At 54.2% G+C, this 18,036-nt stretch carries 17 protein-coding genes; 11 read left to right on the plus strand and 6 right to left on the minus strand.

What is annotated here, in order from left to right; all coding sequences use genetic code 11:
• Positions 1-101: 101 nt before the first annotated feature.
• Positions 102-1,022 (minus strand): LysR family transcriptional regulator, encoded by a 921-nt coding sequence (locus C3451_RS07710; RefSeq protein ID WP_022647411.1) that lies wholly within the window; start codon positions 1,020-1,022, stop codon positions 102-104.
• Positions 1,023-1,643: 621 nt separating this feature from the next.
• Here C3451_RS07710 and ahpC point away from each other — a divergent pair.
• Together ahpC and ahpF are read left to right on the plus strand one after the other, a co-directional pair.
• A complete protein-coding gene (gene ahpC / locus C3451_RS07715) occupies positions 1,644-2,207 on the plus strand; it encodes an alkyl hydroperoxide reductase subunit C (protein ID WP_014882974.1) in 564 nt (187 codons plus the stop codon).
• 187 nt (positions 2,208-2,394) lie between these two features.
• A complete protein-coding gene (gene ahpF, locus C3451_RS07720; protein ID WP_045621824.1) occupies positions 2,395-3,960 on the plus strand; it encodes an alkyl hydroperoxide reductase subunit F in 1,566 nt (521 codons plus the stop codon).
• A gap of 59 nt (positions 3,961-4,019) precedes the next feature.
• Here ahpF and uspG read toward each other — a convergent pair whose 3' ends face one another.
• On the minus strand, positions 4,020-4,448 hold the full coding sequence (gene uspG, locus C3451_RS07725) for a universal stress protein UspG (RefSeq protein ID WP_045621822.1): 429 nt from the start codon (positions 4,446-4,448) through the stop codon (positions 4,020-4,022).
• A gap of 179 nt (positions 4,449-4,627) precedes the next feature.
• Here uspG and C3451_RS07730 point away from each other — a divergent pair, with 179 nt between their 5' ends.
• A complete protein-coding gene (locus C3451_RS07730) occupies positions 4,628-5,866 on the plus strand; it encodes a zinc-dependent alcohol dehydrogenase (RefSeq protein ID WP_045621820.1) in 1,239 nt (412 codons plus the stop codon).
• A 138-nt stretch (positions 5,867-6,004) separates the two neighbouring features.
• Here the strand turns inward: C3451_RS07730 and rnk are convergent, their stop codons facing one another.
• Positions 6,005-6,415, minus strand: a complete 411-nt coding sequence (gene rnk / locus C3451_RS07735; RefSeq protein WP_022647414.1) for a nucleoside diphosphate kinase regulator — start codon at positions 6,413-6,415, stop codon at positions 6,005-6,007.
• Between the two features lie 262 nt (positions 6,416-6,677).
• Here rnk and C3451_RS07740 point away from each other — a divergent pair, with 262 nt between their 5' ends.
• Positions 6,678-7,304, plus strand: a complete 627-nt coding sequence (locus tag C3451_RS07740) for a flavin reductase family protein (RefSeq protein ID WP_023299579.1) — start codon at positions 6,678-6,680, stop codon at positions 7,302-7,304.
• On the opposite strand, the gene rna is transcribed toward C3451_RS07740, so the two are convergent.
• The gene (gene rna / locus C3451_RS07745; RefSeq protein WP_023299580.1) at positions 7,298-8,107 is read right to left on the minus strand and encodes a ribonuclease I; all 810 of its coding nucleotides are present in this window, start codon (positions 8,105-8,107) and stop codon (positions 7,298-7,300) included. The two genes, C3451_RS07740 and rna, sit on opposite strands and share 7 nt — an antisense overlap.
• Before the next feature lie 94 nt (positions 8,108-8,201).
• Positions 8,202-9,569, minus strand: coding sequence for an anaerobic C4-dicarboxylate transporter DcuC (gene dcuC, locus C3451_RS07750; protein WP_017382481.1), 1,368 nt, complete (start codon positions 9,567-9,569; stop codon positions 8,202-8,204).
• A 342-nt stretch (positions 9,570-9,911) separates the two neighbouring features.
• Between dcuC and C3451_RS07755 the strand changes: the two genes are divergently transcribed.
• From C3451_RS07755 to cspE, 7 genes are all read left to right on the plus strand, one after another.
• Positions 9,912-10,313, plus strand: coding sequence for a hypothetical protein (locus C3451_RS07755; protein WP_023305682.1), 402 nt, complete (start codon positions 9,912-9,914; stop codon positions 10,311-10,313).
• Positions 10,314-10,366: 53 nt separating this feature from the next.
• On the plus strand, positions 10,367-10,660 hold the full coding sequence (locus C3451_RS07760) for a copper-binding protein (RefSeq protein ID WP_023299583.1): 294 nt from the start codon (positions 10,367-10,369) through the stop codon (positions 10,658-10,660).
• Between the two features lie 11 nt (positions 10,661-10,671).
• Positions 10,672-11,928 (plus strand): TolC family protein, encoded by a 1,257-nt coding sequence (locus tag C3451_RS07765; RefSeq protein WP_045621817.1) that lies wholly within the window; start codon positions 10,672-10,674, stop codon positions 11,926-11,928.
• Positions 11,925-13,124, plus strand: a complete 1,200-nt coding sequence (locus C3451_RS07770) for an efflux RND transporter periplasmic adaptor subunit (protein ID WP_045621814.1) — start codon at positions 11,925-11,927, stop codon at positions 13,122-13,124. The genes C3451_RS07765 and C3451_RS07770 overlap by 4 nt, the downstream gene beginning before the upstream one ends.
• Positions 13,121-16,237: an efflux RND transporter permease subunit gene (locus tag C3451_RS07775; protein WP_045621807.1), complete on the plus strand. Its 3,117-nt coding sequence runs from the start codon at positions 13,121-13,123 to the stop codon at positions 16,235-16,237. Before C3451_RS07770 ends, C3451_RS07775 begins: the two co-directional genes overlap by 4 nt.
• A gap of 161 nt (positions 16,238-16,398) precedes the next feature.
• Positions 16,399-16,974, plus strand: a complete 576-nt coding sequence (gene pagP, locus C3451_RS07780; protein ID WP_032621658.1) for a lipid IV(A) palmitoyltransferase PagP — start codon at positions 16,399-16,401, stop codon at positions 16,972-16,974.
• A 190-nt stretch (positions 16,975-17,164) separates the two neighbouring features.
• Positions 17,165-17,374 carry a transcription antiterminator/RNA stability regulator CspE gene (cspE, locus tag C3451_RS07785; RefSeq protein ID WP_002439184.1) on the plus strand — a complete coding sequence of 70 codons (210 nt, stop codon included), beginning with the start codon at positions 17,165-17,167 and terminating at the stop codon, positions 17,372-17,374.
• A gap of 219 nt (positions 17,375-17,593) precedes the next feature.
• Here the strand turns inward: cspE and crcB are convergent, their stop codons facing one another.
• On the minus strand, positions 17,594-17,977 hold the full coding sequence (gene crcB, locus C3451_RS07790) for a fluoride efflux transporter CrcB (RefSeq protein ID WP_017382474.1): 384 nt from the start codon (positions 17,975-17,977) through the stop codon (positions 17,594-17,596).
• Positions 17,978-18,036 lie beyond the last annotated feature (59 nt).

An 18,036-nucleotide genomic window follows, 5' to 3' on the forward strand; every position in this document is an offset into this window, starting at 1 on the left:
TCTTGGGAAAATCAAAACGATATTATGGAATTATTTATCCTTAATTTCACGGAGTCATTTTTTTCGGTTCGCTTTAATTATATTCACCATGCAAATGTATTTTACGCAGACGGCGGAGAAACGCAGAGCTTATGCATTTTTTCAATGAATGTTGAAAAAACAGAGCTATTCAGTGATGAACGGCCGTAGAGCATATAGATCTTTAATTCAGGCAGCGCAAACGGTGGCTCAAGCCTTTTTAATTTCAAAGATTCTTTAAATGTTTCATAGATCGACACGGGGATATAGCCTAACAAATCAGATGAACTGACCATAGAGATGAGAGAGCTAAGGGAGTCGGTGCGAAAAGCAATATTTCTTTCCGGAAAAGCGTCATTGGCCCGACTCTGGAACTCTTTTACACCCGGATGAGCACTCTGGTAAAAAGTGAATTTCTCCTGGTATAGCGCGTCCACCGTGGCTGTGTCAGCGAGCCTTGGGTGGTCTGCTCTACAGATTAAGGCTATCGGCACCGTAGTGAAGTGGGTGCAGACCACAGAGCGATTGTGGATAGGTGCGATAGAGAAGATGAGATCGGCTTTACGATAGGCCAACAAATCTTCCGCTGATTCGGAGGAAATAAGCATATCTCTTTGTTCTATCTCATAATTTTCCTCAGATATTAAAAGCTTCAACGGTTCCAGCATCGAACCAGGAGACACCATTTGAGTGCAATAGATAACGAACTTTTTCTTGATGTCCGAGTGATGCATCATGTTGATCGTCTGCTCAAGCTGATTGAGATTTTTTTCCAGATGATGATGCAAGTTGGTACCTACCGTGGTGGGCGTGATTCCCTTCCCTGAACGGATAAACAGGGGGTCATCAAGCTGACCGCGCAGGCGTTGCAGCGACTGGCTGACGGCGGATGGTGTGATATAAAGCGTCTCGGCAGCCCTACTGATACTGAGATGTTGGTAAATGCATTCGAAGATAACTAACAGATTGAGATCGAATTTTTTTAGGTCGTAGAGGTTTGCCATGTTTCGTCCTGAGTGAGTTGAGTTTGCTGTCGTTATCACACCATGGAGTACGACAGAGTGTAGTTACCCTTTACAATCCGTGTGAATAACTCGCTTAATTTAAAATTTAAGTGATCTTAATATATCACGGCTTTGGATTATTGAAACATATCTTCAAGAGTTATTAAGATAATTTTATCTTTAAAGTGTGATTGAATTATTTGAATGACAAATGGCGTTTATATATAGCGTGAAACCCATAATGAAATTAAATTTATAATGTTTCAATGACCTGTTCGAATCTGCCTATCACAGCCATAGGCAGGACTATCCCTCTTATGCATTGCTCATTGCGCGCAGGGGTGCTGTAATCAAACCGCTGTTACGGCCTTGATACAAGGTATGTAGAGCGCAACGCAACGCCAGCTTCGGCTGGCACTGAATGTACCTGCGGGGAATTCAGGTATCAGGGCCGCCCGTTGAGGCGGCCTTTTTACTTTCAGGCTTTCCTGTAAAAGGTTCACCTTGCTGTCTTGTTGCTGTTGTAAGGTTTGGCTGATTGATTTGATAAAGCATACGCATTAGCCCCGATGAACAAAGTTGGTTACCTTACACCTCAACGAAAACACGGAGGAAGTACAGATGTCCTTGATTAACACCAAAATTAAACCTTTCAAAAACCAGGCGTTCAAAAACGGTGAGTTCATCGAAGTTACTGAGAAAGATACCGAAGGCCGCTGGAGCGTGTTCTTCTTCTATCCGGCTGACTTCACCTTCGTTTGCCCGACCGAACTGGGCGACGTTGCAGACCACTACGAAGAACTGCAAAAGCTGGGCGTAGACGTTTACTCTGTTTCTACCGATACCCACTTCACCCACAAAGCGTGGCACAGCAGCTCTGAAACTATCGCGAAAATCAAATACGCGATGATCGGCGACCCGACTGGCGCCCTGACCCGTAACTTCGACAATATGCGTGAAGATGAAGGCCTGGCTGACCGTGCGACCTTCGTTGTTGACCCGCAGGGCATTATCCAGGCTATCGAAGTTACCGCTGAAGGTATCGGCCGTGATGCATCTGACCTGCTGCGCAAAGTGAAGGCGGCTCAGTACGTTGCTTCTCACCCAGGCGAAGTGTGCCCGGCGAAATGGAAAGAAGGCGAAGCGACGCTGGCGCCATCTCTGGACCTGGTCGGCAAGATCTAAGTCTGTAAAGCCTGGCGGCGCTACGCTTGCACAGGCCTACAGTATCGTAGGCCGGGTAAACGAAGTGCCACCCGGCAATCAATGGGCGCACCCGCGCCCATTTCATTCCAGCACCATGATGCAAGTTGCATTCAGGCAGCCCGTATAAGGCGGCTTGCATGATGACGTTTTAAGAGAGGGAAGAATAATGCTCGACACTAACATGAAAACCCAGCTCAAGGCCTACCTTGAGAAACTGACCAAACCTGTTGAGCTGATTGCCACGCTGGACGACAGCGCGAAATCGGCAGAAATCAAAGCGCTGCTGACAGATATTGCTGAGCTGTCGCCGAAAGTGACCTTCAAAGAAGACAACACGCTGGCAGTCCGTAAGCCTTCTTTCCTGATCGCCAACCCAGGGTCTGACCAGGGGCCGCGTTTCGCGGGTTCTCCGCTGGGGCACGAATTTACGTCCCTGGTGCTGGCGCTGCTGTGGACCGGTGGTCATCCGTCAAAAGAAGCGCAGGCGCTGCTGGAGCAGATCCGCGATATCGACGGTGATTTTGAGTTTGAAACCTATTACTCGCTCTCCTGCCACAACTGCCCGGACGTGGTGCAGGCGCTGAACCTGATGTCAGTGCTCAACCCACGCATTAAGCACACGGCGATTGACGGTGGTACGTTCCAGAACGAAATCACCGAGCGCAACGTGATGGGCGTTCCGGCGGTTTACCTGAATGGTCAGGAGTTCGGCCAGGGGCGTATGACGCTGACCGAAATCATCGCCAAAGTGGATACCGGCGCAGAAAAACGTGCGGCGGAAGAGTTGAACCAACGTGATGCGTACGACGTGCTGATTGTTGGCTCCGGTCCGGCGGGCGCGGCGGCAGCGGTTTACTCCGCACGTAAAGGGATCCGTACCGGTCTGATGGGCGAGCGTTTCGGTGGTCAGGTTCTGGATACCGTAGACATTGAAAACTACATTTCCGTGCCGAAAACCGAAGGCCAGAAGCTGGCCGGGGCGTTGAAAGCGCACGTCAGCGACTACGACGTGGATGTCATTGACAGCCAGAGCGCCAGCAAGCTGGTTCCGGCCGCGGTCGAGGGTGGTTTGCACCAGATTGAAACGGCGTCCGGCGCGGTGCTGAAGGCGCGCAGCGTGATCATTGCCACTGGCGCGAAATGGCGCAACATGAACGTGCCGGGCGAAGATCAGTATCGCACCAAAGGCGTGACCTATTGCCCGCACTGTGACGGCCCGCTGTTCAAAGGTAAACGCGTAGCGGTGATCGGCGGCGGTAACTCCGGTGTGGAAGCGGCTATCGATCTGGCGGGAATTGTTGAACACGTTACCCTGCTGGAGTTTGCCCCTGAGATGAAAGCGGACCAGGTGCTGCAGGATAAAGTGCGTAGCCTGAATAACGTCGACATTGTGCTCAATGCCCAGACGACAGAAGTGAAAGGCGACGGCAGCAAAGTGACCGGTCTGGAATACCGTGACCGCGTGAGTGGCGATATCCACAGCGTAGCGCTGGCGGGGATCTTCGTTCAGATTGGCCTGCTGCCAAACACCACCTGGCTGGAAGGCGCAATCGAGCGCAACCGCATGGGCGAGATCATCATCGATGCGAAATGCGAAACCAGCGTGAAGGGCGTATTTGCGGCGGGCGACTGCACCACCGTCCCGTACAAGCAGATCATCATCGCTACCGGTGAAGGTGCGAAAGCGTCGCTGAGCTCGTTTGATTACCTGATCCGCACCAAAACTGCATAATAAAAGAAAGCAAGACGACACCTGCAATACAAGAGGCCACCAAAAGGTGGCCTCTTTTTTTATCTGACGACCATCACCGGAATGTGGGTGTGGCGGATCACGCTGGAGGCGTTCGACCCCAGCAGGTGAGTGGTGATAGACGGGTTGCGCGAACCAATCACCACCACGTCTGCGTTCAGCTCCGCGGCCAGCTCATTAACGGTGTCACGCACGCTACCGAACCGGACGTGGGTTTTGATGCGGGAAGGATCGATGCTGAAGTGCCCGACCATGGTTTGCAGGCGTGTCTCGGCTTCATGCTGTAAATGCTCTTCAAAACGACGCACATCAGCAGCGAAACGATGCAGGCTCAGGCTGGCAGTGCCCGGTAAAACATGCAGAAGATGAATAACTCCGTCCTGCTGCGCGAGAAATTCCGCATGACGTACAGCTTTATCACTCAGTTCCATTTCGAAAACATCAACCGGCATAATGATTGTTTGATACATACCCGTTTCTCCTTGTTTATAAACGCTGCAATCATTCAACCACAAAATATAAATGGTTTCTGTAATCCCGACAGCACTTTTATCTCGCCAGGATAAATCTCAAAACAGCCGGATTCCGGGGCATATCCCGAGAGGTAGCTACCCTTTTATAAGCTTACCCACACCCTTTCGGAGGTTGCATGAAAGCTCTCACCTATCACGGTCCACATCATGTTCGGGTCGATAATGTCCCCGATCCGGGCATCGAACAGCCTGACGATATCATCCTGCGCGTAACGGCCACGGCGATCTGTGGTTCTGATTTGCATCTTTATCGCGGAAAAATTCCCAAGGTCCAGCACGGCGATATCTTTGGTCATGAATTTATGGGCGAGGTGGTGGAGTGCGGGAGCGAAGTGAAGAACGTGCAGAAAGGTGACCGGGTGGTGATCCCGTTTGTGATTGCCTGCGGTGACTGTTTCTTTTGCCAGATGCAACAGTACGCGGCCTGCGAAAACACGAACCGCGGGCAGGGCGCGGCGCTGAACAAAAAGCAAATTCCCGCCCCTGCCGCGCTGTTTGGCTACAGCCATCTTTACGGCGGCGTGCCGGGCGGACAGGCGGAGTATGTGCGCGTGCCGAAAGGCAACGTAGGGCCGTTTAAAGTGCCTCAGCTGCTGTCAGACGACAAAGCGCTTTTCCTGTCAGATATTCTGCCTACCGCCTGGCAGGCGGCGAAAAATGCGCAGATCCAGAAAGGCTCCAGCGTCGCCGTATTCGGGGCCGGGCCGGTGGGGTTACTGACCATTGCCTGCGCGCGGCTTCTCGGCGCAGAGCAGATTTTTGTGGTTGACCATCATCCCTATCGTCTGCGGTTTGCCCAGGAGCGCTACGGCGCGATCCCGATTAACTTTGATGATGATAACGACGCGGCGGAGAAAATCATTGAGCAAACGGCCGGGCAGCGCGGGGTGGATGCGGTGATTGATGCCGTCGGGTTTGAGGCCAAAGGCAGCACGACGGAAACGATCCTCAGTAACCTGAAAATTGAAGGCAGCAGCGGCAAAGCCCTGCGCCAATGCATTGCTGCGGTGCGACGCGGCGGCGTGGTCAGCGTGCCGGGCGTGTACGCCGGTTTTATTCACGGCTTCCTGTTTGGCGATGCCTTCGATAAAGGGCTGAGCTTTAAGATGGGGCAGACCCACGTCCATGCCTGGCTGGGAGAGCTGCTGCCGCTCATCGAAAAGGGGCTGCTTACCCCAGAAGATATTGTGACCCACTATCTTCCGCTGGCTGATGCGGAACGCGCCTATAAGATCTTCGAAAAACGGGAGGAGGAGTGCCGCAAGGTGATCCTGGTGCCTGGCGCAGATACCCCGGAGGCAGCGCAGCAGAAAGTGAAGGGACTGGTGAATGCCTTCCCCAGCGGCGTTGTGTGAGGTTTCGTCCCCACGGCACTACAACAGAGTAAGCGTGGATTAAGCGGTTTTTGTCCGATATAAGACAATCGGTGAATTTGCGGAAAGAGGATGCAGGTGCATCCTCTGTGCAAAGCGGGGTCGCTTGTTCAGAAGGGATTAACGCAGGTAATCGCCAGCGGCTTCGGGCTGGTAGAGCAGCTCAAGCACTTCCAGATGGGCTGAGGCGCCGCCCGGGAGTTCCCAGTGGATAGTATCGCCCGTGCGCAGTCCAAGCAGCGCCGCGCCCACGGGTGCCAGCACCGAAAGCTGCATGCTGCTGTCGGTCATCTGCGCCGGATAGACCAGCGTACGGGTGAGTTCCTCCCCGGTGGTCAGGTTGCGGAACTTCACCTGGCTGTTCATGGTGACCACATCATGCGGCATGGTCTCAGGCGTACACATTTGCGCCCGGTCTAGCTCTTCGTTCAGCGCATCGGCAACCGGCAGCGAGGCGAATTCTGGTTTCTCCAACAGTCGGTCAATACGTTCTGCGTCGAGTTCATTGATGATAATCGTAGGTCTGGACATTTTTACTCCATGTCGTTAATGCTGCGTGTAACGCAGAAACCAATCCAAAAGAAAACCCTCGCCGTCTGGCAGCGAGGGTTTAACTTATCTGATGATACTGTCTGAAACCCTAAGTTTGAAGTGATGAAGGTCACATTCGTGCGCCATATGAATTTTTGGCAATAAACCCGGCATCCCGATTCACGCTGAACGGAAATTTCGTTACGCTGGTAAAACTTAAACCGGGCAATGCGCGTTGCAGCCCCAGCGTAGAGAGAGCGATATGTACTTTTACCAACCGTCTCAGGGGCACGGCCTGCCGCACGACCCGCTGAACGCCATTATCGGTCCACGTCCGATTGGCTGGATTTCATCCTGTGATAAGGCCGGTCAACTGAACCTTGCCCCGTACAGCTTCTTTAACTGCTTTAACTATCGCCCACCGATCATTGGTTTTTCCAGCAACGGCTGGAAGGATAGCGTGCGGAATATTACCGAAACGGAAGAGTTTGTCTGGAACCTCGCAACGCGCGATCTGGCTGAGGCGATGAATGAAACCTCCGCCACACTCCCTCATGGCGAGGATGAATTTACCTTTGCCGGCCTGACGCCCGTAGCCAGCCAGCTTGTGAGCTCGCCGCGCGTGGCGGAAAGCCCGGTGAATTTCGAGTGTCGATTGTCACAGTGCATTCAGTTGACCGGCGCGGATGGGACACCGATTGATACCTGGCTGGTGCTCGGCGAAGTGGTGGGCGTCCATATCGCTGAGAGTTTGCTGGAAGAGGGGATTTACCAGACCGCGAAAGCGCAGCCCATTCTGCGTGCGGGTGGACCGTCCGCCTACTACGGCATCAGCGACAGCCATCGCTTCGATCTGGTACGCCCGGATGCGCGCAGGAACAATCAGTAACCAGCTTTATCGATAACAAACTGTTTGCCGCAGTTGCCCGGATGCGGCTGTGGCGCAAAGGTGCTGGCTGAGAGCGAGTTGTTAATGGTGCTGGATTTTAGCGAGATCTGCATCTCGGTCAGATAAGCCGGATTGCCATGGCAGGTAAGCTTGAACGCTTTTACGTTCTGTTTCCCCCAGCTTTTGGCCACGGCTGCATCAAAATCGCTACGGCGGACGGTCTTGCCATAGTTTTCCGCCAGAAATTCCCCAACCGCACTATTTTTCACTTCCTGGTTCATGCGCACCATGGTGCCGAAGTAAGCGTCGGGATCAAAACCAAAGCAGACGCCGTGTTTCGCGTATTCATAACGTTCAAGGCAGGAGTTGCCGCCCGCGCCGGGCATCACGCTGTTCAGCTTCGCCGCGCCCGTTAGCGATAGTCCGGTCTCTGCGGCGTCACATTTGCGGCTGGCTTTTGCTTCCGGCAAATTCGGAACCGGACGAGTGGCACAGCCGAAGCGCATCCAGCGGCGTTCATCCACTCCGCGAGCGGCAATAGATTTCGGCAGCGCTGGCCATAAGCCGTGGACGGTCAGAAAATCGGTTTTGTTGCTGCTCTCTTTTTGCAGGCGACACTCTTCCGGTTCGTCACGGTTGCGTTCGACCATACTCTGGCAAAATCCCGTTTGCCAGGAAAGAGCCAGAACGTAGCGATCGAAATCGCCGTACTGGGTTGGCTTAAGCGGATCTGCCTGAATTGAGAAGACACAGAGTGCAAGCGCTACTGCGCCAGACGGGATAACGATATCCTTCCTGAACATTTGCTTTCCTGATTGGTTGGGCGCGATTAATTTCTGGAGGTTATTAAAGCACAAAAAGCGCCCGCAGGCGCTTTTTGGAAAGCAGGAATTTCGCTTAGGCAGCGCCGGGAACCAGCACTTCGGTGGCGATAATAACGATAATCAGGCCAACCAGCACCGGTACTGACGTGCGTTTTACCACTTCAAACGGAGAGATTTTTGCCATCCCTGCAACCGCAACCACCACGCCCGATACCGGAGAAATGGTACGACCCAGGTTGGAGGCCTGGAGCATCGGAATGGACAGGTAAGCTGGGTTGATGCCGGAGGAGTGTGCCAGCTTAGGGATCATCTCAACAAACGCATAGAACGGCGCGTTACCGGAGCCGGTAGTCATCGCCGCCAGCATGGTCAGTACCACCAGCACCAGCATCAGGATAATGCTGGCCGAGCCGAACGAGGTGGCGATAGAGATCAGGCTCTGGATAAAGCCGATTGTGCTCAGCCCCTGAGCAAACACCCCTGCGGCAACCAGCAGCATCACCACGCCCGCGAAGGCATCCGCCATGCCGCGGAAGGCGACTTCAAGACCCGTGAACACCTTCTGGGTATTAAAGCCACGAACAAATTCCAGGATGGCCGCCAGCAGCATACAGATCACCAGGATAGTGATGATGTGCAGCTGAGGGCCCCATTTGCCGTCAAAAATAAGCACGCCAATAATCGGCGTGAAGGGCAGGATGGAATAAAACGCCGGGGCGGTAGTGGTGATTTCACTGACGTCCATCATCTCATGGCTGACGTTCTCTTTCTTATCGAGGTAGCGTTGCCAGAAGAAATGCGCCACGCCCATGCCGAGAATAGCGGTGATGGAGATTGGCAGTGTAGTTTTGAAGGCGAAGTCAATCAGCGACATTTCCGCGGCTTTCGCGGCCAGCACCACGTCACCGGAAGTAGGGGAGAGAATAATCGCCGCCGGAGAGGCGCAAATAGCCGCCGCTGCGCCACGGCTGATCCCGACGTTAACCATTACCGGGAATAACGTCGCCATTAACAGCACGCCAAGGCCCGTTGCTGAGGAAACGGCTAATGACATCAGACAGGCCAGGAAATAAGCCGCGACCATCAGCAGATAGGGGGAGTTAATATATTGCAGCGGCTTAGAAGCCAGCTTCACCACCATATCATTCGCACCGATATGGGTCATATAGGCAGCAAATCCGCAGAGCATCATGATCATCATGCCCAGGTCGCCGCCGCGGCTCATCAGCAGAATTTTTATATATTCCACAATATCGGTAGCGGTATATCCGGTGCTGGCTTCGCTGGCGGGTAAAACCTGATGACCCATTAGCGCGCTAATGATCAGCAGCGTCAGGCCGCCGACAAATAGCACGCCGGTGGCTGAGTAACCTTTAATGATGTAGCGTGCTACACCGACAATGACCACGACTCCAATGAGGAGTTCGAGAAAAGTAAGCATGATTTCCCCTGTATCCTTGCTGCCCGAGAGACAAATAATCAATAAAAAAGAAGCCTGAAATGTGCCGAATAAATGGCCAGTCCTTGCTGATTAAAATCAAGAAAGAGACTACTAAAGGCAATGATGACGATATTTTTGCTAACCCTGCGTCATTTATATTAAGACGTTATTGACCTGATGAATAGATATTATATGTCATTAAATTGATGGTGAAGTGTTAAGGTTTTGAGTATTACTTGCCGACAATCGATTTAAAAACGTAAATCTCTTTAAAACTACTTCTCTTTCATTCTTTTGCCTGCTTATACTCGGTTCACTTTTACCCTATCCGACGATCTGAATATGCACGCCAGCTGGACGTATCGCCTGCGCTTTATCAAAAAACATCTGCTGATGTTTTTGCTGGCGTTTGGCTGGCTGTTAATCCAGAGTCAGGTGGCCGTCGCCTCCCATCAATGTTCAATGGATTTGCGCGGTGAGGTGGCCACCATCCAGCATATGGATATGATGGCGGAACCGGGGCCGCATTATGCTGCCGGTGCTTCACCGCTGTGTGAAAAACATTGTGTGCCGGATCAGGTACAAAAAGATCCTGCCCAGCCGCATCTGGTGGCGCTGCCTGCCGCCATGACGCTGACCTTAACGACGCCAGAGTGTTCATCTGCAAGCCATTCTGCGTGGTCTGTTACCCCTCCTGCTGTGGGGCCGCCGGCAACGATCCGCTATTGCCGGTTTCGGGAGTAAAAACCTGTTAATTCGTTGATTTTATTTACTTAACGTTTAACAGGAGTTTTATCATGCGTACCCTATTCCTTTCCGCGCTGGTTGGCGCGTCCATCTCTTTCGCTTCTTATACCGTTCAGGCAAACCAGACCTGGCAGGGCCGCGGCGTGGTTCAGTCGATCTCTGACAATGCCGTCATGCTCCGTCACGAGGCCATACCGGAACTAAAATGGCCAGCGATGACCATGCCGTTTACTTTATCTGCCGGCGCCACGCTGAATGGCGCCAAACCGGGGGATGAGGTGACCTTCACGCTTGAGCGTGCGGGTGACGGTTTCCAGATTATCTCGCTGACGCCAGCGCGCTAAGCGAGGTCACCATGAAACAACACTCACTGAGCCTGTGGCTCGGTGGGGTGTTGTTCGGCCTGTTAACCTCCGCCGCGCAGGCGGAGCCGTGGACGCTCGAACACACCCTGACCGAAGCCCAGCGCTACTCGGCAGAACTCTCCGCCAGCCGTAACGAAGCGCAGGCGCTGGATGCGATGGCGGATTCCGCCACGCAATTACCTGATCCAAAACTGAAATTCGGTATTGAAAACGTGCCGGTACAGGGCAGCAACGATCGGCGGCTTACGCGCGAAGGGATGACCATGCAGAAGGTTGGCATCATGCAAAGCTACGTCAGCTCAGAGAAGCGGGAACGTAAAGCACAGACTTTTCAGGCGCAGGCGCGAAGCGTGCTGGCAAAATCCGAGGCCGTACGTGCCGCGCTTCAGCGTGATACCGCCCAGGCCTGGCTGGATCTGGCGCTGGCACAGCAGGCGCTGAAAACGGCCAGAACGCTGGTCCGTGAAACGGAACGCCAGCGGGGCGTGCAGAAGGCGAGCGTCGGGGCGGGAGGCGCAACGCCGGACAGCGTACTGGCCCTGCAAATGATCCTCAGCGCCATGCGCGACAAAGAGACGCTGGCGCAGCGGGATGTGCAGCTGGCGCAAAGCCGTCTGCTGGAGCTAACAGGGCACGCTATTACGGCGGTTCGCGGTCCGCTGCCGCGCTATCAGCGCCTTCCTGCCGATGAAAAAACGTTGCAGGAGGGGATTGCCAGACACCCGGAAGTAGAGGCCGCGCGACGTGAAGCAGAGACCGCGAAAGCGCGTTCAGCGCAATCTGCCGTGGCAGCGATACCCGATGTGGATGTGGAGGTCTATTACGCCCACCGCGCCGAAGGCTATGACGATATGGCTGGCGTGATGTTCAGCGTGGATCTGCCTTTGTTCCAGTCAAAACGTCAGGACAAGGATTACGCCGCCGATGTTTCCCGCTCAATGCAGGCGGTGGATCAACTGACGCTGCTCAAACGCGAACACATTGCCCAGGTGCAAACGCTGGTGGCGCAGTATCAGGCTGCGCAAACGGTGTGGCAGCGTCAGCGGGATGAGGTACTACCGTTGCAGCGACAACGGCTGGCGGTGCTGACGGCGCAATATCGTTCTGGACAGTCGGCGCTTCCGGCCCTGCTGGAGGCGCGTCGTGGCGTACTGGATACGGAACTGGCGGTGAACCAGGCGGAGCGCGAAATGGCGCGAACCTGGGCTGCCGTGAACTGGCTGATCCCGCAGGAGCTGGCGCAATGAAAAAAACAACGTTAATGGCGATTGCCATCGCGATAGCTGCCGTTGGCGGCTATTTTGTCGGACAGAAGCAGACGCATCAGCCGGATGCGGCTTCACAACCCTCAGAACGCAAGGTGCTTTACTGGTACGACCCCATGGTGCCCGGTCAGCGCTTCGATAAGCCGGGTAAATCCCCCTTTATGGATATGGATCTGGTCCCACGCTACGCCGATGAAGCGCAGGCGGCGTCAGGCGTGGCCATCAGCACTCAACAGCAGCAAAACCTGGGGATGAAAACCGCCAACGTTGAGATGCGCCAGCTGGTTTCGCCGTTCTCGGCCTTTGCCACGGTTGCAACGGATGAACGTAACGTCTCGGTGTTGTCAGCCCCGGCCAATGGCGTGGTGTCAAAATTGTTTGTTAATGCGCCGCAGCAGCAGGTAAAAGCCGGAGAGGCGCTGGCGCAACTGTGGATCCCGCAGTGGACCGCCGCCCAGCAGGAGTATCTCGCGGTTCGTCAGCTTGGCGATGCCGCATTGACCCGCGCCGCACGCGAGCGGCTGGCGTTGCAGTTTATGCCAGAAGAGGTCATTCGTTTGCTGGAGCGTAGCGGTAAGCCGCAGACCACGCTCATTCTGCGCACCAACCGGGCGGGCTATGTGGTGAAGCTGGACGTGCGGGAAGGGGCGCAAATCACCGCAACGGCGCCGCTGTTTGAGATCGCCAGCCTCGATCCGGTCTGGCTGGTGGTCGACTACCCGCAAACGCAGGCGCAGTCTCTGGCGGTGGGCAGCAAGGTGGTAGCAACCTCAGAAAGCTGGCCGGGGGAGCAGTTCCACGGCACGGTCAGCGAATTGCTGCCGCAGATGGAGGCGGCCACGCGAACCCTGAAAGCCCGTATCGTGCTGGAAAATTCCGCACATAAGCTGAAGCCGGGCATGTACCTCTCCGTCAGGCGTGCGGAAGAGCTGAAAGGCCCGCCGGTGCTGGCGGTGCCGGAAGAAGCGGTGATTAACAGCGGAGAGTCTGCGCGTCTGCTGCTGGCTACCGGGGACGGTTATTTCCAGCCTGTGACGGTGAAAACCGGCCTGACGGCGCAGGGCTGGACGGCGATCCTGTCCGGGGTCAAAGAGGGCGATAAGGTGGTGACGTCCGGGCAATTCCTGATTGATTCCGAAGCCAGCCTGCGTAGCGTGATGCCGGAGGTGACGCCATGATTGCCGCTGTGATTCGCGCCTCGTTGCGTAACCGCCTGCTGGTGATCCTGGCCGCGCTGATGATGGCCAGCTGGGGCTGGTGGGCGGTGCAGCGCGCGCCGCTGGACGCGTTGCCCGATCTGTCTGATGTGCAGGTCATTATCAAAGCGAGTTACCCCGGGAAAGCGCCGCAGGTGATTGAAGATCAGGTGACCTGGCCGCTGACAACCTCCATGTTGTCTGTGCCGGGCGCCAAAACCGTGCGCGGTTTTTCAATGTTTGGTGACGCTTATGTGTATGTGCTGTTTGAGGATGGTACCGATCTTTACTGGGCGCGATCCCGGGTGCTGGAATATTTAAGCCAGGTACAGGCGCAGTTTCCGCCGGGCGTGAAGGTGTCGCTGGGGCCGGATGCGACGGGCGTGGGCTGGATCTACGAATATGCGCTGATCGACCGTAGTGGAAAACACAGCCTGGCAGATCTGCAGGCCCTACAGGACTGGACGCTTAAGTTCGAGCTTAAGACGGTACCGAATGTATCAGAAGTGGCAAGCATTGGCGGAATGGTGCGTCAGTATCAGATCGTGGCGGACCCGGCGAAAATGCGCGCGCTGAATATTACCCACAGCCAGCTATCCGGCGCGGTGCAGGCCGCCAATAAAGAGAGCGGCGGCGCCCTGCTGGAGATGGGCGAAGCGGAGTATATGGTGCGGACAACGGGCTATTTGCGCTCGCTGGAGGATTTTCGCAATGTGGTGATCGCCACCCGCGATGGCGTACCTGTCCTGCTGAAAGATGTCGCCACCATTGGCATTGGCCCGGAGATCCGCCGGGGCGTGGCGGAGCTTAACGGTGAAGGGGAGGTTGCTGGCGGCGTAATCGTGATGCGCTACGGGCAGAACGCGCTGGAAACCCTTCGCGCGGTAAAAGCGAAACTGAGCGAGCTGCAAAAAACGCTGCCGCAGGGCGTCGAGATTGTTCCGGTCTACGATCGCTCCACGCTGATTGAGGAGTCGGTCAAAACGCTGACGCACAAGCTGCTCGAAGAGTTTGCCGTGGTGGTACTGGTGTGCGCGCTGTTCCTGTTCCACCTGCGTTCCGCGCTGGTGGCGATGGTTTCTCTGCCGCTGGGGATCCTCGGGGCTTTTGTGGTGATGCACTATCAGGGCATTAACGCGAATATGATGTCGCTCGGCGGGATCGCCATTGCCATCGGAGCGATGGTGGATGCGGCAATTGTCATGATTGAAAACATGCACAAGGTGCTGGAGCAGTGGCGGCATGATAATCCGGGCAAGGAGCCTGCGTCGGGAGAGTACTGGCGTCTGGCGGAAAAGGCGGCGGTTGAAGTGGGACCGGCGCTGTTTTGCAGCCTGTTAATCATCACGCTGTCATTTATACCGGTATTTTCGCTGGAAGCGCAGGAGGGGCGAATGTTCTCGCCGCTGGCGTTCACCAAAACCTGGTCGATGGCCGTGGCCGCCGGGCTTGGGATCACTCTGGTGCCGGTGCTAATGGGCTTCTTTATCCGCGGGAAAATCCCGGATGAGAAGGCAAACCCGATAAACCGCCTCCTGATCCGCCTGTATGAGCCGCTGCTTGATAAGGTACTGACCTTCCCGAAAACGACGCTGGCACTGGCATGTCTGCTGCTGATCGCCACGCTCTGGCCGCTGAGCCGCCTGGGGAGTGAGTTTATGCCGCCGCTGGATGAAGGGGATTTACTCTATATGCCCTCCACGCTGCCGGGGATCTCTGCTCGCGAGGCATCGCGGCTGCTTCAGCAGACGGACCGCTTGATCAAAAGCGTACCGGAGGTGGCGAGCGTGTTTGGCAAAGCTGGTCGGGCGGAGTCGGCAACCGATCCCGCGCCATTAACCATGCTGGAAACAACTATCCACTTTAAGCCCCGCGAGCAGTGGCGGCCTGGAATGACGCCGCAAAAGCTGGTGGAGGAGCTCGATAAAACCGTGTCGCTGCCGGGCATTGCCAATGTGTGGGTGCCCCCTGTCCGTAACCGTCTGGACATGCTGGCAACCGGGATCAAAAGCCCGGTCGGCATTAAGGTGAACGGCAATAATATTGCCGACATTGAGCGCGTGGCCCGGCAGATTGAGCAGGTGGTGAAGGACGTTCCTGGCGTCTCCTCGGCGCTGGCGGAGCGACTGGAAGGCGGGCGCTACGTGGATATTCGTATCGACCGGCAAAAAGCCGCGCGCTACGGCGTTTCCGTCGATGAACTGCAAAGCCTGGTCTCCACGCTGGTCGGGGGCGATAACATTGGTGAGGTGATCCAGGGACGCGAGCGGTACCCCATCAACCTGCGTTATCCCCGCGATTTGCGTGATAACGTCGACACGTTGCGGGTGTTGCCGGTAGTAACCGCCAGCGGTAGCCAGGTGGCGCTGGGGGAACTGGCCGATATCGTCGTGACGGAAGGCCCACCGATGCTAAAAAGTGAAAACGCGCGCCTTTCCAGCTGGATCTACGTGGACTTACGCGGGCGCGATCTGAAGTCCGCCGTAGATGAAATGCAAAAACGGGTGGAGGAGAAGGTGCTATTGCCGCAGGGCGTATCTCTCTCCTGGTCCGGGCAGTTTGAATATCTGGAACGGGCGACCGCGACGCTTAAAATAGTCTTACCTGTCACGCTGATGATTATATTCATCCTTTTATGGTTAACCTTCAGGCGGATATCAAATGTCCTGATAATAATGGGGACATTGCCTTTCGCGCTTATTGGTGGGGTGTGGTTATTATGGCTGCTTGAATATAATTTGTCTGTGGCGGGGGCCGTTGGCTTTATCGCCCTTTCCGGGGTGGCAGCAGAATTCGGCGTAATTATGGTTCTATATTTGAATCATGCGCTTGATAAATATCACAGGCTTGAGCCAGAAGGGGGAAATACGGTGCTATTGCGGGCGATCCACGAAGGTGCCGTGCTGCGCGTGCGTCCGAAGGTGATGACGGTCGCCACGATTATGGCGGGACTGCTGCCCATCATGTGGGGCAATGGGAGTGGCTCGGAGGTGATGCAACGTATTGCTGCACCGATGATTGGTGGCATGGTTACTGCACCGTTATTGTCGATGTTAGTTATTCCCGCACTCTACAAATTGTTACATCAACGTTAAAAATGTCAACTGCATGTGCTTATTCAGGCATGCAGTTTATGTATCGTCAGACTATTCTCAGGAGCGGGATGGTAATTAGGAATAACACCCATGCTGTTAAGCGTTCATTCAAGTATTCTGTGCTAAGGTCTGCACCGAATACTAAATATGGTAATGGCATTGTGATTGTACGAATTAAATTCCCCCTGATTTTATTGTTTATTATTGCGCAGTTATCATTTGCGTCTGCTGTTAATGCACAGAGCAATACAGCGGATAAAAGCTGGTTCACCACCTTCACGGATAACGTTGCGCAAACATGGAACGAACCTGAACATTACGATCTCTATATTCCGGCCATTACGTGGCATGCACGTTTTGCCTACGATAAAGAAAAAACAGACCGTTATAACGAGCGTCCGTGGGGGGCTGGTTTCGGTCAGTCTCGCTGGGATGAAAAAGGTAACTGGCATGGCCTGTACCTGATGGCGTTTAAGGACTCCTACAATAAATGGGAGCCTATTGGTGGCTACGGCTGGGAAAAAACCTGGCGTCCGTTATCAGACGACAACTTCCGTCTTGGGCTGGGCTATACGGCAGGGTTCACGGCGCGTGATAACTGGAAATACATTCCTGTTCCGGTACTGTTGCCGCTTGCCTCCATCGGCTATGGTCCTGCAACGTTTCAGATGACCTACATACCGGGTACGTATAACAACGGTAACGTTTACTTTGCCTGGATGCGGTTTCAGTTTTAACTGAATTTGTCTGGTAAATCGGCCAAAAAACGCACAGACATTGAAATGTAAAGGATAAAAATCGGACAGCGAAAATTAACGCGACTTTTGTCACTTTTTATCAAAGATCCGCTGGACAAAACGCCTCACAATTGTTGTACTGATACCCGACACAGCATTTGTGTCGTTTTTTAATGTAAAGGTAATTTTGATGTCTAAGATTAAAGGTAACGTTAAGTGGTTTAATGAGTCCAAAGGATTCGGTTTCATTACTCCTGAAGATGGCAGCAAAGACGTGTTCGTACACTTCTCTGCAATCCAGTCTAATGGTTTCAAAACTCTGGCTGAAGGTCAGCGCGTAGAGTTCGAAATCACTAACGGTGCCAAAGGCCCTTCTGCTGCTAACGTAATCGCTCTGTAATTCAGACGCGTCAGCAAGAATTTCAAAACCCGCTCAATGAGCGGGTTTTTTTCGTTATGAATCAACCAAAAAGATAGATCTTCAGAAAGCTGGCGACGATCGCGACGCTTAGCAATACCATACCCACGCCTGACAGATTCTCTCTCATGCTATCACCCTCGTTCAATATTGAGCCAAGAATGACAGACAAAAATTAAGCCAACATTAAGGTTGTCGCGCTTAATGTCCGCTGGCGGAGGAAAATAACCAGAATGCGATCGCAGTCATCGCAAACGAGCCAAGCATGTTAACGGCAATGTTCGTCAGCGCCCAGCCCATCCGGCCTTCCTGAAACAGAAACACCACCTCCGCAGAGAAGGTAGAAAACGTCGTTAAACCGCCGCAGAAACCGGTCGTAATCAATACCTTCCACATAGGGTCGATGTTGGTCATGCGATTAAACCACGCCAGCCCCATCCCGATGATAAATGCCCCGATCAGGTTTGCCGCCAGTGTCCCCATCGGAATGGCCTGATGCAGCGGGTTAAACCGCATGCTTAAGAGCCAGCGCGCAACGCTACCCGTGCCCCCACCAATAAAAACGGCTATAAGTAGTTGTAACACTGTCAATACCTGCTATTTGCTGTGTAAGTGCGTCGAGTGTAACGCTGTTTTTAACCGGG

The organism is Enterobacter sp. 301B, assembly GCF_003850715.1.
Lineage (GTDB): Bacteria > Pseudomonadota > Gammaproteobacteria > Enterobacterales > Enterobacteriaceae > Enterobacter > Enterobacter intestinihominis.